Below are 21453 nucleotides of genomic sequence, written 5' to 3'. Positions count from 1 at the left end.
GAGATGACGAAATGACAGAAATGATCCCCCTGGATACGATCCGGGCCGCCCAGGAACGGCTGGAAAAGCTGGTCCATAAAACGCCGCTGGAAAGCAACCATACTTTCAGCCAGATCAGTGGACGGGAGGTGTACCTGAAGCTGGAAAATCTCCAGCGGACCGGATCTTTTAAAGTCCGGGGGGCGTCCAATTGCATCATGACCCTCAGCGAAGAACAGAAGGCTAGGGGCATCATTGCGGCTTCTGCCGGGAACCATGCCCAGGGTGTGGCCCTGGGCAGCCGGATGGCCCACTGCAAGTCCACTGTGGTCATGCCGGAAGGGGCTCCTCTGGCCAAAGCGGAAGCCACCAAGGGCTATGGGGCGGAAGTGGTGCTTTACGGGAAGACTTTTGACGAGTCCTTGGCCAAAGCCCAGGAAATCCAGCAGGAAACTGGGGCTTATTTTGTCCATCCCTATGATGACCCAGCTGTGATCGCCGGACAGGGGACCATCGGCCTGGAGATCCTGGAACAGAATCCCTATATCGAAAGCATCGTGGTGCCGGTGGGTGGCGGCGGCCTTTTGGCGGGGATCGCGGCTGCGGTCAAGCAGGTGAATCCCAAGGTGAAGGTATACGGGGTCCAGACGGAACAGGCTCCGGCCATGTATCTGTGCAAGAAAGAGAACAAGTGGGTGAGCCACGGGGTGGGCAGGACCATCGCCGATGGAATCGCTGTGGGCATGCCTGGAAAACTGACCTGGAAACTGATCAGCCAATATGTGGATGACATGCTCCTGGTCAATGAAGAAGACATCTGCGCTGCCATGCTGCTGATGCTGGAACGGGGGAAGATGGTGGTGGAAGGAGCCGGAGCCGCGCCTCTGGCAGCCCTGCTCCACCATATCGTACCGGGCAGCGACCGGGCGGCTGCGGTGGTCAGCGGCGGGAACATCGACGTGAACACCATTTCCCAGATCATCGAACGGGGGCTGGTGCGGACCGGACGCCGGGTGAAATTGGTGACCTGGATGATGGACCGCCCTGGTGAACTGCTGAAGTTCGTCAGCTATCTGGAAGAAATGAAGATCAACATCCTCTACATCAACCACGACCGGGCGGACCGTTCCGTCCCTCTGGGCGTGACCCGTGTGGAGCTGGATCTGGAGACCCGGAATGCGCAGCATGCCAAGGAAGTGGCCGATACCCTGCGCAAAGCCGGCTACAAGATCGAAATGCGATAAATTTTTAGGAGGCAAGGAATCATGTCTGAATTGGCGGCAATTATCCTGGCAGCGGGGAAGGGGACCCGGATGAAATCCAAACTCCCGAAGGTGCTGCATAAACTCAGTGGGAAGCCCATGCTGGAACATGTGCTGGAGGCGGCGGATGAAGCCGGTGCCGATGACAAGATCGTCATCGTGGGCTTTGGCTCTGAAAAGGTGACGGAATTCCTGGGGACCCGGGCTCGGGTGGCTGTCCAGGGTGAACAGCTGGGAACCGGCCATGCGGTGCTCCAAGCCCGGGACCTTTTGGGGGATACCCAAGGTACGGCTCTGATCCTCTGCGGAGATACGCCGCTTTTGGAGGGAGCCGAACTGAAGAAATTCTATGAGACCCACCTGAAGAGCGGTGCTGGGGTCAGCGTGCTCACGGCGGAAGCCCCGGATCCCTTCGGCTACGGGCGGATCCTCCGGGATGAAGCGGGCCAGGTGACCGGGATCGTGGAAGAAAAAGATGCCACCCCGGAACAGCGGAAGATCACCGAAATCAATACCGGTATCTACTGTGTGGAAATGCCCCTCTTGTTCGACCTGCTGGTGAACCTGAAGAACGACAATGCCCAGGGGGAATACTACTTGACGGATATCCTGGCAGAATGCCTGGAACGGGGCCGGAAAGTAGCCGGCATCAAGACCGGGGATTTCGACATGGTGATGGGGATCAACTCCCGGCGGCAGCTGGCTGTGGCCCAGAAAGTGATGAACGCCCGGATCGTGGGGAAACTCATGGATGAAGGGGTCACCGTCATGGATCCGGACAGCACCTTTGTGGAAAAAGGCGTGAAGGTGGGCCGGGATACGGTGCTCTATCCTTTCACCTGGTTGGAAGGGGAAACGGAAATCGGGGAAGACTGTGAAGTGGGACCCCAGGTCCGGTTCACCAATGTCAAAGTGGGCAGCGACACCCATATCCAGTTCGTCTACGCCCATGACTGCCAGGTGGGCAATGGGGTCCACATGGGTCCCTTCGACCATCTGCGGCCCAATACGGTGATCGGAGACAAGGTGAAGATGGGGAATTTCGTAGAAGTGAAGAACTCCAATGTAGGGGTGGGCACCAAACTGCCCCATCTCCAGTACATCGGGGACAGTGACATCGGCAGCGGGGTGAACATGGGCTGCGGCACCATCACCGTGAACTACGACGGGAAGGTGAAGCACCGGACCGTGATCGAGGACGATGCCTTCGTAGGCTGCAACAGCAACCTGGTAGCTCCCGTGACCATCGGCAAGGGCAGCTACATCGCCGCGGGCTCCACCATCACCAAAGATGTGCCGGAAAATGCCCTGGGGGTAGCCCGGGGAAAACAGGTGAATATACCTGGCTGGGCAGAGAAGTATCGGAACAGGAAGTAAAGGGGTTGCCACAAACCTTAATGAGTTGTATACTTTTTAATAGATTTAAATTATAAAGCAGTGGGGGTATAATTTGTATGTTGGGTGATAAAACAGGCGAAGACATGGCTATTTTCTCCGGAAATGCCAATCCTGATCTGGCGCGTGAAATCGCAGCCTATCTGGGGACGACGGTTGGCGATGCGGTGATCAACCGCTTCAACAACGGAGAAGTCCAGGTCATGATCAATGAAAGTGTCCGTGGCAAGGATGTATTCGTCATCCAACCGACCTGCGGACCGGCTGTCAATGACAACGTCATGGAACTGCTGATCATGTGCGATGCCTTCAAGAGAGCCAGTGCACGCCACATCACGGCAGTGGTTCCTTTCTACGGCTATGCCCGGCAGGACAGAAAAGCCCGGGGCCGGGAACCCATCACTGCCAAATTGATGGCAGACCTGATGACGGTTTCTGGGATCACCCGTCTGGTGACGGTGGATCTCCATGCTGCCCAGATCCAGGGCTTCTTTGATATCCCTGTGGATCATATGCCCGGCGGTCCCATCCTGGCAGATTATGTGAAAGAAAAGGGCTTCGCTCCGGAAGACATGGTAGTGATCTCTCCGGACCTGGGTGGCGTCAGCCGTGCCCGGAACATTGCCAGCCGGCTGGAATGCGGCTTGGCCATCATCGACAAGAGACGGCCAGAACCCGGTGTGGCAGAAGTCATGAACTTGATCGGGAATGTGGAAGGCAAGATCTGCGTCATGGTGGACGATATCGTGGATACGGCAGGATCCCTGTGCGAAGGGGCTAAGGCTCTGAAGAAATTCGGCGCCAAGGATATCTATGCCTGCGTGACCCATCCCATCCTGACGGATCCGGCACTGAGCCGTATCGCCCAGTCCGAAATCAAGGAACTGATCGTGACCAACACGATCCCTCTGCCGCCCAACAAAAAGCATCCGAAGATTACTCAGCTTTCTGTGGCTCCAATCCTGGCAGAGACCATCCTGCGGATTTACAACCAGCTGTCCATCAGCCAATTGTTTGAGATTTAAAGGGTGCAAGGGTGCTGCGGTGCAGCACCCTTTTTTCGTTTACAGGAGAGAGAAAACCAATGAAACTCGTCGTTGCCCTGGGAAATATCGGGCAGGAATATGCCGGGACCCGGCACAATATCGGATTCATGACTGCGGACCTCTTGGCCCAGCGGTGGGGGGAGGAGAACGCCTGGCGGAAGGCGGACAATGCAGCATACCTAGAACGGCGCATGCCGGAAAAATGCTGGCTGATCAAACCCACCACCTATATGAACAACAGCGGGGCGGCAGTGGCGGATTTCGCCAATTTCTACCACATCCCGCCGGAAGAAGTGCTGGTGATCCAGGACGATATGGACTTGCCGGTGGGGACCCTGCGGATCCGCCGGAAAGGTTCTTCCGGAGGGCACAATGGCCTGAAATCCATTGAACGGGCCCTGGGGAGCCAGGCCTATCCCCGGATCAAGGTAGGAATCGGCCATCCCGTCCATCAGGAACAGGCGGTGATCAGCCATGTGCTCCATCCCTTCCGGGGAGCGGACAAGGAGAAAATCCAGGAAGCTATCAGTCAGGCCGCCAATGCGGTGGAAGCCTGGATGGCCGGAGCGGATGTAGGTGAGCTGATGCAGAAGTTCAACAAAAAGGCTCCCAAAAAACCGGCCACGGAACCGGCTGCACCTACCAGTGAAGAAACAAAGGAGAATGCCCAATGATGAAAGTCCGTAAAGCGGTGATCCCGGCCGCCGGGTTCGGCACCCGGTTCCTGCCGGAAACCAAAGCCATGCCCAAAGAAATGCTGCCCATCGTGGATAAACCCACCATCCAGTACATTGTGGAAGAAATCCTCCAGAGTGGGATCGAACAGATCCTGATCATCTCCGGCCATGCCAAACGGGCCATCGAGGACCATTTCGATTCTTCCCCGGAACTGGAAGGACATCTCTACGAAACGGGCAAGATCGCCCTTTTGAAACAGATCCGGAAAATTTCCGATATCCGGATCCACTATGTCCGGCAGAAATACCAACGGGGCCTGGGGGACGCCATCCTCTGCGCCAAGGATTTCATCGACGGAGAACCTTTCGGGGTCATCTTGGGGGATGATGTGGTCTATACCGGGGACCGGGAACCGGCCCTGAAGCAGCTGGTGGATCAGTATGACAAGACCGGCGGCACCATCATCGGCTGTCAGGTGGTCCGGCCGGAACAGGTTTCCGCCTACGGGATCATCGATGGAGCGGAAACCGATGACCACAACCTGCTGAAAGTGCGGGATATGGTGGAAAAGCCCAGCGTGGAAGAGGCTCCCAGCCGGTTCGCTGCCCTGGGACGGTATGTGATCACTCCCGATGTATTCGACATCTTGGAACAGACCAAGCCCGGCAAGGGAGGAGAAATCCAGCTCACCGATGCCCTGCGGGTCATGGCCCATCAAGAATCCGTCTATGCCTATAATTTCGACGGAAAGCGGTACGATACCGGGGACAAGCTGGGCTATCTGAAAGCCACTGTGGAGTTTGCCCTCCGGCGCAATGATCTGGGGCCGGCCTTCCGGGAGTATCTGAAGGAACTGGCAGAGAAGATGGAGTAGGATAAGAAGTCAGGGCCGGTCTGACTTCTTTCGTCCCTGACGTCTTTCTATTGACAAACTCTCCCTTTCCTTCCATACTTTTTTCAGGAACTGAAAGGGAGGGATTTTTTATGCCAGGAAAGAACAAACTGCTGGAAAGCCATCTGTATCTGTATCTGACGGAATTCTTTGCAGGAATGGCGCTGATGGCCGTGGAAATCGGAGCCCAGCGGCTGATTTCTCCCTATTTTTCCTCTTCCCAGATCGTCTGGACCATCATCATCGGCACCATCATGATCGCCATGGCCCTGGGCAATCTGTACGGTGGCCGCAGGGCGGACAAGGATCCCAACCCCGACCGACTGTACGACCGGATCTTCCTGGCTTCCCTGTGGCTGGCCCTGATCCCGGCGGTAGGGAAATACTTGATCATCGGGATCTCCGGCCTCCTGATCCTTGCTATCGATACCCATTTCCTGGTGCTGGCGGCCCTGGTGACCTGCTTGGCGGTCTTTGTCTTTCCCCTGTTCCTTTTGGGCACGGTGACTCCTTCCCTGGCTCGGTACTGCGTGGAGAAAAAGGAAGAGACCGGAGGCATCGTGGGGCGCCTGGGAGCGGCCAATACCATCGGCAGCATCCTGGGGACCTTCCTGCCCACTTTTTTGACCATTCCCGCCCTGGGGACCAGTCTTACCTTCCTGCTGTTTGCCGGGATCCTGCTGCTGCTTTCCCTGGTGTATTTTGCCGCTGGCGGCGGCACCCGGAAAAAAATGGCCCTGGGAGCGGTGATTTTCCTTGCTGCCTGTGTGCTGGGGCACAGTACTTCTTTTGCCTTTTGGGAAGATCCGGAGAAAATCAAATATGAGGGAGAGTCCACCTACAATTACCTCCAAGTGCGGGAGGAGCCGGACAGCATCGTCCTGTCTACCAATGTGCTCTTCGGGGTCCAGTCCATCAAAATGAAACAGGAAGGGCTTACCGGGATGTATTACGACGTGGCCCTGGCAGCTCCCTATATGGCCCGGATCCGGGAAAAGAAAGATCCGGAACTGCTGATCCTGGGGATGGGTACGGGAACCTATGCCCACCAGTGCCGCCGGTATTTTCCGGAGCTCAAGATCACCGGGGTGGAAATCGACCCTCAGATCACCGCCCTGGCCCGGACCTATTTCGGTCTGCCTCCGGATATTCCCGTCACGGCCTATGATGGGCGGGCGTATCTCAGCGGGGACCGGAAAAAATATGACCTGATCATGGTGGATGCCTACCAGGACATCACCATTCCCTTTTCCATGTCCAGCGTGGAATTTTTCCAAAGTGTCCGGGAACATCTGCGGCCGGGCGGAGTCATGGTGCTGAACATGAATATGAAAGGCAGTGTCCCGGGGAGCCTCAACGATTATCTGGCGGACACCGTGGCTTCCGTTTTCCCTGCCGTATATATGGCGGATGTGCCCCAGGCCACCAATCGGGAACTGTTCGCTGGGATGGAAGATGATCTGGCGGAGAATCTGAGGCTGCAGGGGAAACGGGAAAAGGATCTGGAACTGCGGCAGCTGATGGAAGAGACGGCACAGCGGCTGGCACCTTATCACCCGGGCCCTTACCGGCTGACCGATGACCGGGCTCCGGTGGAACTGTTGGGGATGCGTACCATCGATACTCTGATCCACCAGGAACTGGGAACGTACCGGGATATATTGAAAGAAAAGGGCATCCGGGGAGTGCTGGAGGAGTAGGGGCAGGATAAGACGTCAGACACGGCCCTGACGGGCCTTGAGATGTCAGCTTTGTTTGGCATAGCAGCAGGTCCGATTTGCTCATCGCCAACAAGCTGACGTCTGACATCTGAAAGGTCCGGCAGGGCCGGTCTGACCTCTTCCTTTTTTTCCCACCTATATGCTATACTATCCCTATCAAATGTATTTTATGAAATAACAGTTAAGGGGGATGAATACCATGACGGAACGGAATTTTTATGAAGCGGTGGCCCATCGGCGGACCAACTATGCCCTGGGACGGAATATCCCGGTGACAGAAGAAAAGATCATCGACACGGTGGAAAAGGTGACCCGGGAGGTCCCTTCCGCTTTCAATATGCAGAGCGGCCGGGTGATTGTGACCTTGGGGAAATACCATGACAAGGTATGGGACATCGTGATGGAAACCCTCCGGAAAATCGTCCCGGCGGACAAATTCGCCCCTACGGAAGCCAAGGTGAAAGGTTTCGCCGCTGCTTATGGGACCCTGCTCTATTTTGAGGAAACGGATACGGTGAAAAAACTCCAAGGACAGTTCCCCGGCTATGCAGCCAATTTCCCGGTGTGGGCCAGCCAAGGGAATGGGATGCTCCAGTTCGCCCTGTGGACCGCTCTTACGGACTTGGGATTGGGCGTAAATATCCAGCACTACAATCCCCTCATCGACCAGGCCGTCAAAGCGGCTTTTGAGGTGCCGGACAGCTGGACCCTGGTGGCTCAGATGCCTTTCGGGGAACCCACCGCTGACCCGAAACCCATCGAAAAGCTGGACGTGAAGGAACGGGTGTGGGTGAGGAAGTGAAAAAATGGGGCTGTGAAGAAATGAATCCTCATTTCTTCACAGCCCCATTTTTCACGCTTCCGTCCGGCAGAGCAGGCGGAATTTTTCCGGATCCCGTACGTAATTGTACCGGATGGCTTCTTTTCCCTGGCCGATGACCAGGGTCCCATAACCGGCTTTCCGGCCCAGGAATCCTTGTTCGATGGTCATCTGGGCGGCCATCTCCAGGGGAATCATGTACTGCTTCTTTTTGATGATTCCCTTGAACAGGACCAGCCGTTTGTTGGTCAAAAGAAGGAGCTGGGTCTTGTACTCCAGGAAACGGTAGGCCAGCCAAATCAGGCCCACAGGGACATAGAGGAGCGTGACCACCAAGGGCCAGAAAAAGTACATCAGGGAACGGTCAGCACGGCCTTTGGGGACTTCCTGCACCTCCTGGGGCTGCTCCGGACCGCCTTCTCCCTGGCTTTCTGGGTCCGTCCCTCCCGCCAGGGCTTCCGCTGCCCGGGCTGCTTCTGCCACCGAGGAAAGACCGGCGTCTTCCGGCTGCTCCTGGGTGCTTCCTTCCTGGGGCTGGGCTCCCACAGCCGGAGCCGTTTCGGTCCCAGCCGTCAGGGCATTACTTTTTTCTTCCTGTTCATTTTCTGCAGGCTGCCCCTGCAGGGGATTGGATTCTACCATGGATACCTCTCCTTTGGGATGAGATTCTTGTGTTCCTTCCGATTATACCATATTCTTCCTTGGGAAGGCAGGGGGAAAGCCTTGTCAGAGAAGGACGTCCGTACTATACTATTCCAGGAAACTTTTTGCAGTGGGCTGCAGGCGGGGAGGGATGATGTCTTGGAAAACGTGAAGAAAAAAGTGCTGGCTCTGGTCCTGGGCTTTTGCTGTGCCTGGCAGATGGCTTGGGGGACCGTGCTGGCTGTAGCTGAAAAAGAAGCCGGGAAAACGGGGATCCCCGCGCTGGTTTATGACGGCGATCCCGGCAGTGACGATGCCCTGGCGCTGTTCCTGCTGAAACAGAACAGCCTGGTGCCGGATCTGGCCTTTGCCACCTATGGAAATGGACCGGAAAAACAGATGAGCAGCAATATGGTGCTGGTAACCGGGGCTCTTGCGATGGATCTGCCCATCTACCAGGGCGCCGATCGTCCCTGGAAAGGCAGGAAGCTGAAATTCAAGGAACCCGGTTTCAACGGGAAAGACGGACTGCTGGGCCTTGCCAGCGTGCTGAAGGAAAAGAGCCAGGGACGGGACCGGAAAACGCTCCAGCCAGGCGATTTGGAAGAGGCTCAGAAGCAGCTGAAAAAATGTCGGCACATCACTTACATCGTCACAGGCCCTCTGTCCACCTTGGCAGGACTGCTCCAGGATCCGGAGGTGAAGAGCCGGATCGACCGGGTGTACCTGGTGGGGGGTTCCCTGACGGAAACGGAACCCGGGCAGGCAGCAGAAACCAATTTTGCCCAGGATCCCAAGGCCGTGAAGGCGGTGATGGAAAGCGGGCTGGATCTGACCTTGTTTCCCCGGGAGCTTACCGGGACCCAGTATATCGGAGAACAGGAAATCCAGAACCTGGGCCGCAGCGGAAAGTGGCCGGAATTCCTGGAATTGATCCGAGCCAACCAGGCAGCTCATGAAAAGGCGGGCGAAGAACCGGCTGCGGTGCTGCCAGCCATCTTTCCGATATTGTACCAGCTGGATCCCAGCCAATTTGCCGTGGAGGACAAACGGATCACCGTGGACAAAAATGGACAGCTCCAGGAAGATCCCCAGGGGAGATTGGTCCATGGGGTGCTGGGGGTGAATCCCCGGTACCAGTGGAGAGCCTTGGAAAAGGCTTTCTCCCGGTAAAACCGTGATGGATGGCGGAAAATGTGGTATCATAAAAAAAGCGCCTGTCAGGTTCTGAGACGGGAGAAAACAGGCAAAGGAGCATGGGGAATATGAAATCTACACTGCGTCGCACCTGGGCGGAAATCGATCTGGACGCCCTGGCATTCAATTATCATAAGATCCGGGAACATATCGGGCCTCAAGTGAAATTCCTTGGGGTGGTGAAGGCAGATGCCTATGGGCACGGAGCCGTCCAGGTGGGCAAGAAGCTGCAGGCCCTAGGCGCCAACTATCTGGCGGTGAGCAGCATCGATGAGGCCATGGAACTCCGGTTCAACGGCATCACCATGCCCATCCTGATCCTGGGCCATACCCCTCGGGAACAGGTGGACCGGCTGATCTGCTTCAACATCACCCAGGCGGTGACCTGTGAAGCCAAAGCCCTGGAATACAGCGAAGAAGCTGTGAAATACGGCGGCACCCTGAAAATCCATGTGAAAGTGGATACGGGGATGTCCCGGCTGGGCTACATCTGCGAGGGAGACTATTTCGAACATGGGGTGGCGGGCATCATCCATGCCTGCAGCCTGCCGGGATTGGAACCGGAAGGGATCTTCACTCATTTCGCGGTGGCCGATGAGCCGGGAGAAGAGGCCCTGGCCTATACCCGGCATCAGTTCGAATTGTTCAAGAGGGTCTGTGATGAGGTGGAGAAACGGACCGGGAAGAAGTTCAAGCTCCGTCACTGTGCCAATACCGGCGCCACTGCCCTGTTCCCCAAGACCTATTTGGACATGGTGCGGCCGGGGCTGCTGCTCTACGGATACGGGGAGCATGCCCGGATGCTGGGACTGAAGCCGGTGATGGCCGTGAAGACCACCATCAGCACCATCAAGATCTACCCGGAAGGGACGAAAATCAGTTATGGGGGCATCTATACCTGTGACAAGGCTACCCGCATGGGAGTGGCTCCCATCGGCTATGCAGACGGGTTCATGCGCTGTCTGTCCAACCGGTGCAGTTTCGTGACGGAAGAAGGGAAGGCGCCTCAGCGGGGACGGATCTGCATGGATATGTGCATGGTGGATCTGACCGGCAAGCCCAAGGTGGATGTGGGCAGTGAACTGGAACTGTTCGGGAACCGCCAGTCCCTGGACGACTTGGCCGCCCTGGCCGGCACCATCCCGTATGAAATCACCTGCAACATCAGCAAGCGGGTGCCCCGGGTGTACCTGGAAAATGGGAAAGTAGTGGAAAAGGAATTGATGCTGAGGATGTGAAAAAAGGGTGTTGCACGCAACGTGCAGCACCTTTTTTTTACATCAGCGGCACCACCACATTGGCCCACACCGCTGACAGCGGCATCACCAAGGCCATGGCCGGGATCATGTCGGCGATGGGGAAATCTTTCAGCTGGAGCATGCGGAACCCAGTGGCCAGGAGCAGGTGCCTCCGCAGGCTTTGAAATCTCCGATCATGTCCGGAGTACAGAAGGGCAGCAGGGCATTGGCCAGGAAGAACAGGCACAGGAAAATCACCAGCTGGGGCAGAGCGATGAAACTGACGATGATCCCCAATTCGCAGGCAAAGAGCGCCGCAGTGGGCAGGTCCATGATGGACTTGGCGATAAGGATGCTGTGGTCCCCAGCCATGCCGGACACCATGCTGCCATAGATGCCCGTCCCGCTGGCACAGAACAGGACGATGATGGTGATCAGCCGACTTTCATATTCCTCTCGGGGAATCAGGCTGTCCCCAGAAGAAGCGGGGAGCACTCGGCTGATCAGTTTCTCCAGGTTCCGGGATCCTTGGACGATCCGGTCCCCCAGGTGGATCCCCAGGCCTACGATGGTGCCGGCGATTACGGCGAATACTACCGCTGGCAGGTTCTTCATGAAAGTAATGGAGATGACTCCCATCAAAAGAGCGCAGGAACCAAACACCGTGGTCAATTTTTCCTTAAAATCTTCCGAAAGCCGCGGCCCCAGGAAATTCCCCAGGATCCCTCCCAGCACCACCGCAGCTACGTTCAGCAAAACTCCGATTGGCATACAACTTCCCCCTCAAAAATATGTAATATTACTATTTTACTATAAATTCGGAGTAAAAAAAAGAGAGGGAAGAGCGGAGCACGTGACAAGAAGTCAGACCGGCCCTTGCGGGCCTTTCAGATGTCAGACATAAGTTTGTTGGCGATAAGCAGGACGGACCTGCATCTAAGCCGAACAAAAGCTGACGTCTGACGCTTCAAGGCCCCTTTGGGGCCGTTTCTGACTTCTCGTTATGACGTCTCAAGGCCAGTCAGGGCCGGTCTGACTTCTTTCTCTCACTCTTCCTTCAGCGCTTCTTCCACCCCTCTGGCCAGCTGATCGGCACAGGAGGTGGCTTTGTCCCCGCAGGTATTGCCTTTCAGCAGTTCGACAGCATGGTGGGCATCGGCTCCTTCCAGCAGTTTGCTGATGGCGGAAAGGTTCCCCGGGCAGCCTCCCTGGAAATGGATATGGTGGAGCTTGCCGTCCTCCAGGCCGAATTCGATCTGACGGGCGCAGGTTCCCTGGGTCTTTACAGTATAGTTCTTCATAAGCACATACTCCTCAAAATGATTTATGGGCAAACCGAGAAATCGGTTGTGCTTTCTCAAGCAGGATTGGAAATGGAAGCAAAGAAAGCCTGGACCACATCGGGATCGAACTGGATCCCGGCCAGGTCCCGGATCACTTGGGGGCTCTTGCAGCCGGCGATCTGCCACTGGCGGGTACAGGGGTTGCATTTCCGGTCATAGTAATTGCAGACGGCAATGATCCGGCTGCCGATGGGGATGTTCACGCCTTTCAGCCGTTTGGGATAGCCGCTGCCATCCCAGTTCTCATGATGGTGGAGGATGATTTTCATGATATGGGCAAAAGCAGGGATGTTTTCCAGCATGCTGGCCCCAGCCTGGCAATGCCGCCGGTAAGCGGCCCGTTCCCGGACATTGAAATAGGGATATTTGGCCAGGATGGTATTGGGGATGGAAAGCTGCCCTATGTCATGGAGGAGGGCTGCTGTCTTGATGCAGCCCACTTCGTTCAGGGGGAGCCCCATTTTGATGGCTGTGGCCGCTGCGTAATTGGCTACCTGCTGGCTGTGGAGGAACAAGCCATGGCTCTTCAGCTCCAACAGTTTCAGGAACCCCTGGACGATTTCCTTGGTATCTGTATCCGTGGGGAAATCCAGGAATTGGGGAATGGTGATCATAGGACATCGACCTTTGCTTCTAAGGTAAGATTTGCTTTATCCAGTATACTATAATTTTCTGACTTTGTGAATTTCCCGTTGCTAAAGTTTTGCTGGGCTTTTATAATGGAACAAACAACTCAGGTCTGTGGTTGCAAGTCGATGCCAGTTGCAGGCAAAACGATCCACGTAAGCAATGAAAAGCCATTGTGAGCACGGTGCAGCTTAGAAGTAAGTCCTGCCGCGAAAAGCGAGAGAAGCAGTAGTGGGGAGCATGAGGCTTAGGAGCGAACCTTCCAGCAGGCGGGTGTGGGGGCGAAAACCAGGTCAGCTGAGTTGTTTTTTTGTATTTTTATTTAAAATATATTGCATAATAATACAATGAGTCGTATAATAAATCCCAATCAAAGCCATACAATACGGATAGGGCTGAATGAGGGAGGAATTATTATGAAAAAGATTCTAGCAGCGATTTGCCTTTTCGCGGCACTGATGGGGACCTTGGGATGCGGCAGCAGCCAGAACGCAGGAAGCAAGCCTGCCGAAAAGAAGGAATTGATCGTAGGGACGGAACCTTCCTTTGCTCCTTTTGAATTCCCCGATAAAAAGAGCGGGGAACTGACTGGCTTCGACCTGGATCTGATCAAGGCCCTTGGGAAGAAGGCCGGATATGACAAGGTGACGGTGAAAGGAATGGGGTTCGATGCCTTGATCCCTGCTCTGGATGCGGGGAATATCGATGCAGCCATTGCCGGCATGAGCATCACCGACGCCCGGAAACAGAAAGTGAATTTCACCGACCCCTATTATGAATCTGGATTGATGGCCATTGTGGGGAAGGACAACACCACCATCAAGAGCCTGGATGACCTGAAGGGCAAGACCATTGCCGTCCAGCTGGGGACCACAGGAGCTGAAGCTGCCAGCAAGATCGAGGGAGCCAAAGTCAAGACCTTCGATACTTCGGATACAGCCTGCCTGGAATTGAAGAACGGAGGAGCCGATGCCGTGATCAGTGACCTGCCGGTGCTCCAGTATTTCCTGAAGCAGGGGGGCAGCGCTTATGCCAAGGCCGTAGGGGAACCCAAGAAGGGGGATATGTACGGCATTGCCACCGCCAAGAAGAACAAGGACCTGTGCGACAAGCTGAACAAGGCCCTGAATGACCTGAAAAAAAGCGGGGAATACCAGAAGATCTATGATAAGTGGTTTAAGTAAAAGAAGGGGGGCTGTTGCATAGGTAACAGCCCCTCAAAAAAAGTGTTGACAGAAGTCATAAAATGCTGTATTATAAACGAGTCAGCCGATTTAAACGGAGTGGTACTCAAGTGGCTGAAGAGGACGGTTTGCTAAATCGTTAGGGGGGTTAAACCCCGCGAGAGTTCGAATCTCTCCCACTCCGCCATTCAAAATCAGGACCTGCCTGTGGGCAGGTTTTTTTTGTGCGTGAATCGAAAAGGGCTGTTGCGTCATGCAACAGCCTTTCTAGCTATTTAGCAGGTACCAGATCCCCAATGCCGTTGAGGATGTAATGGGGCTGGTAGGAGAACCGTTTGATGTTTTCCCGGGTGGAGACGCCGGTGAGGACCAGGACGGTTTCCATGCCGGATTCCACACCTCCGATTACGTCCGTATCCATCCGGTCTCCGATCATGACCGCATCTTCCGAATGGACCCCCAGCCGTTTCAGGCCGGTCCGCATCATGAGGGGGTTGGGTTTGCCGATGAAATAGGCTTTTTTCCCAGTGGCCAGTTCGATGGGAGCGATGAGCGCCCGGCAGGCGGGGATGATCCCCCGGTCGCTGGGGCCGGTCATGTCACTGTTGGTGCCGATGAGCTTGGCTCCTTTATGGATCAGTTCGGTGGCCTTGATGATCATCTCATAATTGTAGCCGGTGGTTTCGCCTACCACCACATATTCCGGGTTCACATCATTATAGGTGATGCCGGCATCATAGAGGGCATTCATCAGCCCATGGGCCCCGATGATGTAGGCCGAACAGCCCGGTGCCTGGGTCTTCAGGAAATGGGCCGTAGCCAGGGCGCTGGTGTAAAAATGGTTTTCCTCGATATCCAGCCCCATAGCCTGGAGCTTCTTCCGCAGTTCCAGGGGAGAACGTTCACTGGAGTTGGTCAGGAACAGAAACTGTTTCTTTTCTTTCTGGAGCCAGGCCACGAATTCCTTGACGCCCGGCAGCAGAGTGCTGCCATGGTAGATGACTCCATCCATATCGCTGATGAAGCCTTTTTTCTCTCGGATGATATTCAAATCCCGCATAAGATCCTCCTTGTTGCCAAAAAATCAATCTCTGTGTTACATTATGCCCTTATCCTGAAAAATTTACAAGGGAATTGTGCAAAGGACCTGTTAAATTTTGGTAAAATTTGCAGGCAAATTCATCCATATGGTACAATAAGACGTTACAAGGAGTGAAACCATGAATGCAAAACGACCTTTATTGACGGCAGTGGAAAACTACCGTCTTCAGCATGTATATCCTCTCCATACCCCCGGCCACAAGGGAGGCCGGGGAGCGGATCCGTCTCTGCGCCATCTGGTGGGGGACGTGGCCCTTGCCAGCGATGTATCCCTGATGGCCGAACTGGATGACATCCACGCTCCCGAGGGCTGCATCCGGGAAACGGAAGAACTGGCTGCCCGGCTTTATGGGGCAGATCGTTGCTTCTTGGGAGTCAACGGGACCACAGGGGTGATCCATAGTATGCTGCTGGGAGCCATGGGGCCGGGAGAGAAGATCCTGGTGCCCCGGAACAGCCACCGGAGCGTGCTGGGAGGACTGATCCTGGGTGGGCTGCGGCCGGTGTATGTACAGCCGGCTTATGATCCTCAGTGGCGTCTGACTCTCCAAGTGAGCCCGGAACAGGTGGAGGCGGCTTTGGAACAGGATCCGGAGATCCGGGCCGTGTTCCTGACCACCCCCAATTATTTCGGATTGGCAGCGGATACTCGGAAAATCGCGGAAATCGCCCATCGGCACGGGGCTGTGCTGCTGGTGGATGAAGCCCACGGGCCCCATCTGGGCTTTTCCAGCCAGCTGCCTCCCAGTGCCATGGCTTCCGGCGCCGATGCAGCGGCCCAGAGCACCCACAAGATCCTGGGAGCCATGACCCAGTGCAGCCTGCTCCAAGTCCGCTATGGCAGGATCCGTCCGGAAACCATGGAAGCAGCCATGAGCCTGGTGACCACCACCAGCCCCAATTATCTCCTAATGGGGGCCCTGGATGCGGCCCAGGCCCAGCTGGCAGAGCGGGGAAAAGCCATGGCCGAAGCTTCTGTGCGGGCTGCGGAAACCCTGCGGCGCCGGCTCCATCAGGTGCCGGGCCTTCCTGTCCTGGAACAGGAACTGGTGGGCAAAGGGGGCGTCACGGCCCTGGACCCGGGGAAAATCACCCTTCAGGTGAGTGCCCTGGGGGTCACCGGTCCAGAAGCGGCGGAGGCCTTCCGCCAGGCGGGGATTGCCGTGGAACTGGTGGATGAAGACCATGTGCTGCTGCTGGTGACTTACGCTGACGAAGGACCGGAACTGGAAAAAGTGGGAGAAACCCTCTGCCGGGTGCTGGAAGAGATCCGTAAACCGGAACAGAAACTTGGGCCGGTGCCTCCGGCGGCTGATCTGCCGGAAATGGTGGTCACTCCCCGGGAGGCGTTTTTTGCCAGCCATGGGCCGGTGGCTTTTGAAGAAGCGGCCGGAAAAATTGCCGGAGAGACCATCAGCTTTTACCCGCCGGGGATTCCCCTTGTGATGCCGGGAGAGCGGATCACGGAAGAACTGATCCGGTACTGCCGGGAAATGCAGAAAAAGAAATTGCTGGTCAGCGGTCCTCGGGACAGCTCTCTCCAGCAAATCGAGGTATTGCGATGAAAAAAAGAAAAGGGTTGTTCATTACCTTAGAAGGTCCGGATGGGGGAGGCAAGACCACCCAAGCCCAGAAGCTGGCCAGCTGGTTCCGGCTCTATGGCCGGGAAGTGCTGATTACCCGGGAACCGGGAGGGACGGAAACGGCGGAAAGCATCCGGGAACTGGTCCTGGACCCTGCCCTGCAGCTGTCTCCGGAAACGGAAAGCCTGCTGCAGCTGGCAGCCAGGGCCGACCACGTGAGCCAAGTGATCCGTCCAGCTTTGGAAGAGGGAAAAGTGGTCCTCTGCGACCGGTTCAGCGATTCCACCTTGGTCTATCAGGGCATCCTTCGGGATATGGACCTGGACCAGCTGCGGAAACTCAACGATTTCGCCACCCGGGGCCTGCGTCCCGATGTGACCCTGCTCCTGGACGGAGATCCTCGGGAACTGCTGAAGCGGCGGAATGACCGAGGCATCGTGGACAAGTTCGAGCTCCAGGGACTGGCCTTCCAGGATCGGGTACGGGCCGGCTATCTGCAGCTGGCCCAAGGGGAGCCGGAGCGGATCTTGGTAGTGGATGCCCTGGCGGGGCCGGAAGTGGTCACGGAAGAGATCATCAAGAAACTGGAGAAATGGATCTGAGCAGCAGGAGGAAGGGACATGTGGGATACCATCATCGGCCATGAGGCCGAGAAAGTATTTTTGCGGAATATGCTGACAGGCCAACGGAAGACCCCTTCTCTGCTTTTTTACGGACCGGAAGGCATCGGAAAGCGGAAAATGGCACGGGCCTTTGCCCAGAGTTTCCTGTGTCTGGAAAATCCCCTGGTCCCCTGTACCTGCCGGAGCTGCCAGGCCATGGAAAACGACAGCCACCCGGACTTCATCGAAGTGGAGCCGGGGGGAAAGAGCCGGACCATCGGGGTGGATGCCATCCACGAACTGATCGCCAAAGCCGCTTTCGGACCGGTGCTGTCCCCCTACAAAGTCTGTCTCATCGACAAGGCCCATACCCTCCGGGAAGAAGCCCAGAACAGCCTGCTGAAGCTGTTGGAGGAACCGCCCGAGTATTGGCTGTTCCTCCTGGTGGCCGATCAGGTGGAACAGCTGCTGCCCACCATCCGTTCCCGGGTCATCGGCCTGCGGTTCGATCCTCTCACAGAAGGAGAAACGGAACAGGTCTTGGCGTCCATCCGGCTGGGAGAAAACGACCGGCCGGAAAGTTTGGCTGAAGCGGATCTTTCCCAGGCGGAGGCCAAATGGCAGCGGGAACTGCCCATCCTGGCTCATCTGGCAGGAGGGTCGGCGGGAAAAGCCCTGGAATGGTTCCGGATGGATGCACTGGAGCTCCGGGAAGAGATCCTGGACCTTTTGGAACAATCGGGCCGGGAAGATCTGCTGGTCTATACGGCCGGGCTGCCCTGGCTGCTCCGGAATGACCGGGAGGAAAGCCTGGTGATGATGGAACTGCTCCTTTTGCTACTGCGGGACGGGCTGATCCTCCAGAGCCGGCTGCCTCAGCCTCTGTATAATGAAGACCTGCGGGACCGGCTGGGCCTGTGCTTCGCCGACTGGTCGGAAAAGAAGATCCGGCAGGCCATGGAACTGACCGAAAATTGCCGGCGGGGCCTCAATTCCTTTGTGGTCCGCCGGATGGCCATAGAAGCATTATTTATGGAAATCCATCAATTGGATAAGGAGATATGAAATTGGTTACCATTGTAGGAATCCGGTTCAAACGGGCCGGCAAAATCTATTATTTCTCTCCGGGAGAATACGATCTGGCAAAAGGCGACCATGCCATTGTGGAAACGGCCCGGGGCATTGAATACGGGGAAGTGGTGATTCCCCGGCAGGAAGTGGAGGAGGGGAAAATCGTCTCTCCTCTGAAGACGGTGATCCGCAAAGCTACGGAAGCGGATACCCGGAAGGTGGAAGAAAACCACCGAAAAGAAAAAGAAGCCTTTGTTATCTGTGAAAAGAAAATCGCAGCTCGGAAGCTGGACATGCACCTGGTCAATGTAGAATATACCTTTGATGTAGGAAAAATCATCTTCTATTTCACGGCGGACGGACGGATCGACTTCCGGGAACTGGTGAAGGATCTGGCAGCGGTGTTCCGTACCAGAATCGAACTGCGGCAGATCGGGGTACGGGATGAAGCCAAGATGCTGGGAGGCATCGGATGCTGCGGACGTCCCCTGTGCTGTGCCACCTTTTTGGGGGATTTCGAGCCAGTTTCCATCAAAATGGCCAAGGAACAGAATCTTTCCCTGAATCCCACAAAGATTTCGGGAATCTGCGGGCGGCTCCTGTGCTGCTTGAAATATGAAAGCGACTTGTACTGCGGCAGCTGCTGCAAAAAGCGGGAAAAGAAAAAGGAACATGGTATGGTTCCCCGCCCCGGCATGAAAGTGGTGACGCCGGGAGGCGAAGGGATGGTCATGAACATCAGCCGGCGAGAACAGACGGTGACGGTGGAACTGTCTCCTGGGAACCGGATCGTGGTTTCCTGGGATGAAATCGTGGAATCTTCCCGAGCCGAGAAATGACGGGAGGGACGGAACGGCTGGACTGCCTGCCTGACGGGATCACCAAGATCTGGCAGGATTCCCGGGAATTCTGTTTCACCACGGATGCGGTGTTCCTGGCTGCTTTTCCCCATTTGGTACGGAAGGCCTGCGTACTGGAACTGGGCTGCGGGACCGGGGCAGTGAGCCTCCTCCTGGCCAACCGGGGAGCGGAACAGGTCCTGGGAGTGGATATCAATCCCCATGTGGTGGACCTGTTCCAGCGGAGCATCCGGGACAATGGAATGGAAGGACGGGTAGCAGCCCGTGTGGCAGACCTGCGGGACTATCGGCAGGCACTGCCCTGCGATGCCATGGACCTGGTGGCTGCCAATCCGCCCTATCGGATCGGGGGAAGGAAACGGCAGATCGGACAGGCAGCCTGCCATGAAGTGGGGACCTCTCTGGAAGATTTCTTTGCCGCCGCCTCCTTTGCCCTGAAGACCCGGGGCCGGTTCGCCCTGGTCCAGCTGCCGGAGCGGTTCACCGATGCGGTGAAATTGGGGCTCCAGTACCAGCTGGAACTGAAGCGGCTCCAATGGGTCCACGCCTATGTGGACCGGCCGGCCTGGATCTTCCTGGCGGAATTCGTCAAGGGAGGGAAGCCGGGACTGGAGGTACTGCCGCCTCTGTGCATGTATGAAAAAGACGGTTCCTTCAGCCGGCAGACATTGGAATATTATGCGTTGAAAGGGGATACAGCCCATGGAAAATGAAAAAGGGACCCTGTATCTGTGCGCTACGCCCATCGGGAACCTGGAAGATATGACGCCCCGGGCGGTACGGGTGCTCCAGGAAGCAGACCTGATTGCGGCCGAAGATACCCGGCATACCCGACAGCTGCTGACTCATTTCGGGATCCACGGACAGCTGCTCAGCTACCATGAACACAATAAAGAAAAACAGGGGCCGGTGCTGCTGGAAGCCCTGGCCGCCGGGAAAGACATTGCCCTGGTGACGGATGCAGGCTTTCCGGGGATCTCGGACCCGGGGGAAATGATCGCCCAACAAGCCATTGCCGCTGGGTTCCAGGTTGTCCCTGTGCCGGGGGCCAATGCCTGCCTCACGGCCTTAGTGGCTTCCGGCCTGCCCAGTACGCCCTTCTTCTTCGGGGCTTTCTTGCCCAAGAGCCGGAAGAACCGGAAGGAGAAGCTGGAAGAATGGAAAAACATCCCGGCCACCCTGGTCCTCTACGAAGCTCCCCACCGGATCCTGGATGTGCTCCAGGATATGGAAGAAGTGTGGGGGGACCGGAAAATGACCCTGGGCCGGGAACTGACTAAGCTCCATGAAGAGTTCTTCCGGGGGACCATTTCCACCTGCCGGCAGCATCTGCTGGAAAATCCGCCCCGGGGGGAATTCGTCCTGGTGGTGGAACAGGGAAAAGAGGAGAAACAGGAGCCCCAGGGGGATCCCCTGGATGCGGTGAAAGCCCTGCTGGAACAGGGCATGGATAAAAAAGAGGCCTTGGCCCAGGTGGCCAAGGCGTATAAAGTGCCCAAACGAGAATTATACAATCGCTTGGTGAGGGAATGAAAAAGGTGCTGTGAAAAAACGATGAATCATTTTTTCACAGCACCTTTTTGGTCACTGGTCACTGGCCGATGGAAAGAACCCGTGGCTGACGGGTTCTTTCGAATAAAATACAGGACTGTGCTTATATCTATTCCATCTTCACTGCCATGCGCAGCCGTTCGATGCTCTGGGTCAGGTTCTCCAGTTTCTCTTCCATCCGTACCAACAGGTACCAGGCGATGACCATGGGGAAGCCGTACTGAGCAGCCTAGCCGGCCAGCAGGGTCAGGTCGTCCATGGTCAGCCCTCGGCGTTTTCGTCAGCTGGTTCGCTGTGGCCTTGGTGTCCAGGTTGTCGTAGCTGATGTCCTTGAATTTGGGCGGGTCATTCTTGTCTACCCCATTCTTCACTTCCAGCTGCAGGGTCACTGCAGTCAGGTCTTTCGTTGCTGCCATGTGAGCATTCCTCCTTTGTTTACAAAATGATTCAGGTCAGAGAGTTGTAAGGGGGCGGGGACTGGCAAGAAGTCAGATACGGCCCTGATGGGCCTTGAGACGTCAGACGTCAGCTTTTGTTCGGTTAAGCAGCAGGTCCGATCTGCTTATCATGACATATACCCAACAGACCCTTTTCCGTGCATCTCTGGCTTTTTTGTGATATCATAGATAGTCAGTGAATTATTTTTTTGTTAAAGGGGAAT

General features: G+C 56.1%; 20 protein-coding genes, 1 tRNA gene and 3 pseudogenes. 17 read left to right on the top strand and 7 right to left on the bottom strand.

Going from position 1 to position 21453, the window contains the following annotated elements; translation table 11 throughout:
- Positions 1-11 precede the first annotated feature (11 nt).
- The 7 genes from ilvA to BQ2657_RS11955 all read left to right on the top strand — a co-directional run bounded on the left by ilvA (position 12) and on the right by BQ2657_RS11955 (position 7775).
- On the top strand, positions 12-1223 hold the full coding sequence (gene ilvA, locus BQ2657_RS11985; RefSeq protein WP_075580825.1) for a threonine ammonia-lyase: 1212 nt from the start codon (positions 12-14) through the stop codon (positions 1221-1223).
- Positions 1224-1244: 21 nt separating this feature from the next.
- Positions 1245-2618 (top strand): bifunctional UDP-N-acetylglucosamine diphosphorylase/glucosamine-1-phosphate N-acetyltransferase GlmU, encoded by a 1374-nt coding sequence (gene glmU / locus BQ2657_RS11980; RefSeq protein ID WP_075580824.1) that lies wholly within the window; start codon positions 1245-1247, stop codon positions 2616-2618.
- A gap of 77 nt (positions 2619-2695) precedes the next feature.
- On the top strand, positions 2696-3661 hold the full coding sequence (locus tag BQ2657_RS11975) for a ribose-phosphate diphosphokinase (RefSeq protein ID WP_075580823.1): 966 nt from the start codon (positions 2696-2698) through the stop codon (positions 3659-3661).
- Between the two features lie 59 nt (positions 3662-3720).
- Positions 3721-4356: an aminoacyl-tRNA hydrolase gene (gene pth / locus BQ2657_RS11970; RefSeq protein ID WP_075580822.1), complete on the top strand. Its 636-nt coding sequence runs from the start codon at positions 3721-3723 to the stop codon at positions 4354-4356.
- The gene (gene galU / locus BQ2657_RS11965; RefSeq protein ID WP_075580821.1) at positions 4353-5234 is read left to right on the top strand and encodes a UTP--glucose-1-phosphate uridylyltransferase GalU; all 882 of its coding nucleotides are present in this window, start codon (positions 4353-4355) and stop codon (positions 5232-5234) included. Before pth ends, galU begins: the two co-directional genes overlap by 4 nt.
- 110 nt (positions 5235-5344) lie before the next feature.
- Positions 5345-6952, top strand: a complete 1608-nt coding sequence (locus BQ2657_RS11960) for a spermidine synthase (protein WP_075580820.1) — start codon at positions 5345-5347, stop codon at positions 6950-6952.
- Positions 6953-7172: 220 nt separating this feature from the next.
- On the top strand, positions 7173-7775 hold the full coding sequence (locus tag BQ2657_RS11955) for a nitroreductase family protein (RefSeq protein ID WP_075580819.1): 603 nt from the start codon (positions 7173-7175) through the stop codon (positions 7773-7775).
- 51 nt (positions 7776-7826) lie between these two features.
- Here the strand turns inward: BQ2657_RS11955 and BQ2657_RS11950 are convergent, their stop codons facing one another.
- A complete protein-coding gene (locus tag BQ2657_RS11950) occupies positions 7827-8435 on the bottom strand; it encodes a PH domain-containing protein (protein WP_075580818.1) in 609 nt (202 codons plus the stop codon).
- 168 nt (positions 8436-8603) lie between these two features.
- Here BQ2657_RS11950 and BQ2657_RS11945 point away from each other — a divergent pair, with 168 nt between their 5' ends.
- Both BQ2657_RS11945 and alr read left to right on the top strand, forming a co-directional pair.
- Positions 8604-9608 carry a nucleoside hydrolase gene (locus tag BQ2657_RS11945; RefSeq protein ID WP_232709110.1) on the top strand — a complete coding sequence of 335 codons (1005 nt, stop codon included), beginning with the start codon at positions 8604-8606 and terminating at the stop codon, positions 9606-9608.
- Between the two features lie 92 nt (positions 9609-9700).
- A complete protein-coding gene (gene alr, locus BQ2657_RS11940; protein ID WP_075580816.1) occupies positions 9701-10870 on the top strand; it encodes an alanine racemase in 1170 nt (389 codons plus the stop codon).
- Between the two features lie 37 nt (positions 10871-10907).
- Here alr and BQ2657_RS11935 read toward each other — a convergent pair.
- The 3 genes and pseudogenes from BQ2657_RS11935 to BQ2657_RS11925 form a co-directional block, all read right to left on the bottom strand.
- Positions 10908-11641, bottom strand: a pseudogene (locus BQ2657_RS11935) (DUF554 domain-containing protein).
- 275 nt (positions 11642-11916) lie between these two features.
- Complete coding sequence (locus tag BQ2657_RS11930; RefSeq protein ID WP_075580815.1) at positions 11917-12171, bottom strand: TIGR03905 family TSCPD domain-containing protein; 255 nt, start codon at positions 12169-12171, stop codon at positions 11917-11919.
- Positions 12172-12227: 56 nt separating this feature from the next.
- Positions 12228-12827 carry an HD-GYP domain-containing protein gene (locus tag BQ2657_RS11925; RefSeq protein WP_075580814.1) on the bottom strand — a complete coding sequence of 200 codons (600 nt, stop codon included), beginning with the start codon at positions 12825-12827 and terminating at the stop codon, positions 12228-12230.
- A 429-nt stretch (positions 12828-13256) separates the two neighbouring features.
- Here BQ2657_RS11925 and BQ2657_RS11920 point away from each other — a divergent pair, with 429 nt between their 5' ends.
- A complete protein-coding gene (locus tag BQ2657_RS11920) occupies positions 13257-14024 on the top strand; it encodes a basic amino acid ABC transporter substrate-binding protein (protein ID WP_075580813.1) in 768 nt (255 codons plus the stop codon).
- 96 nt (positions 14025-14120) lie between these two features.
- A tRNA-Ser gene (locus tag BQ2657_RS11915) sits at positions 14121-14211 on the top strand.
- Positions 14212-14295: 84 nt separating this feature from the next.
- Here BQ2657_RS11915 and BQ2657_RS11910 read toward each other — a convergent pair.
- Entirely contained in the window at positions 14296-15084 is a 789-nt protein-coding gene (locus tag BQ2657_RS11910) for an HAD-IIA family hydrolase (RefSeq protein ID WP_075580812.1), read from the bottom strand.
- Between the two features lie 160 nt (positions 15085-15244).
- Between BQ2657_RS11910 and BQ2657_RS11905 the strand changes: the two genes are divergently transcribed.
- Genes BQ2657_RS11905 through rsmI form a run of 6 tightly spaced genes read left to right on the top strand, consistent with a single transcriptional unit; the run spans position 15245 to position 20774 of the window.
- On the top strand, positions 15245-16690 hold the full coding sequence (locus BQ2657_RS11905) for an aminotransferase class I/II-fold pyridoxal phosphate-dependent enzyme (protein ID WP_075580811.1): 1446 nt from the start codon (positions 15245-15247) through the stop codon (positions 16688-16690).
- Positions 16687-17310 (top strand): dTMP kinase, encoded by a 624-nt coding sequence (gene tmk, locus BQ2657_RS11900; protein ID WP_075580810.1) that lies wholly within the window; start codon positions 16687-16689, stop codon positions 17308-17310. The genes BQ2657_RS11905 and tmk overlap by 4 nt, the downstream gene beginning before the upstream one ends.
- An 18-nt stretch (positions 17311-17328) precedes the next feature.
- Entirely contained in the window at positions 17329-18375 is a 1047-nt protein-coding gene (locus BQ2657_RS11895) for a DNA polymerase III subunit (protein ID WP_075580809.1), read from the top strand.
- 2 nt (positions 18376-18377) lie between these two features.
- Positions 18378-19220, top strand: a complete 843-nt coding sequence (locus BQ2657_RS11890; protein WP_075580808.1) for a PSP1 domain-containing protein — start codon at positions 18378-18380, stop codon at positions 19218-19220.
- Positions 19217-19954 carry a tRNA1(Val) (adenine(37)-N6)-methyltransferase gene (locus BQ2657_RS11885; RefSeq protein WP_075580807.1) on the top strand — a complete coding sequence of 246 codons (738 nt, stop codon included), beginning with the start codon at positions 19217-19219 and terminating at the stop codon, positions 19952-19954. Before BQ2657_RS11890 ends, BQ2657_RS11885 begins: the two co-directional genes overlap by 4 nt.
- A complete protein-coding gene (gene rsmI, locus BQ2657_RS11880) occupies positions 19944-20774 on the top strand; it encodes a 16S rRNA (cytidine(1402)-2'-O)-methyltransferase (RefSeq protein WP_075580806.1) in 831 nt (276 codons plus the stop codon). The genes BQ2657_RS11885 and rsmI overlap by 11 nt, the downstream gene beginning before the upstream one ends.
- Positions 20775-20901: 127 nt before the next feature.
- Here the strand turns inward: rsmI and BQ2657_RS12930 are convergent.
- A pseudogene (locus tag BQ2657_RS12930) lies at positions 20902-21006 on the bottom strand (YvrJ family protein); the annotation flags it as partial.
- A 73-nt stretch (positions 21007-21079) separates the two neighbouring features.
- Positions 21080-21208: pseudogene (locus BQ2657_RS13815) on the bottom strand (DUF1659 domain-containing protein); the annotation flags it as partial.
- Positions 21209-21453 lie beyond the last annotated feature (245 nt).

This window comes from Acidaminococcus massiliensis, assembly GCF_900095825.1.
GTDB lineage: Bacteria > Bacillota > Negativicutes > Acidaminococcales > Acidaminococcaceae > Acidaminococcus > Acidaminococcus massiliensis.
This window is presented reverse-complemented; position numbering and strand designations above follow the sequence as displayed.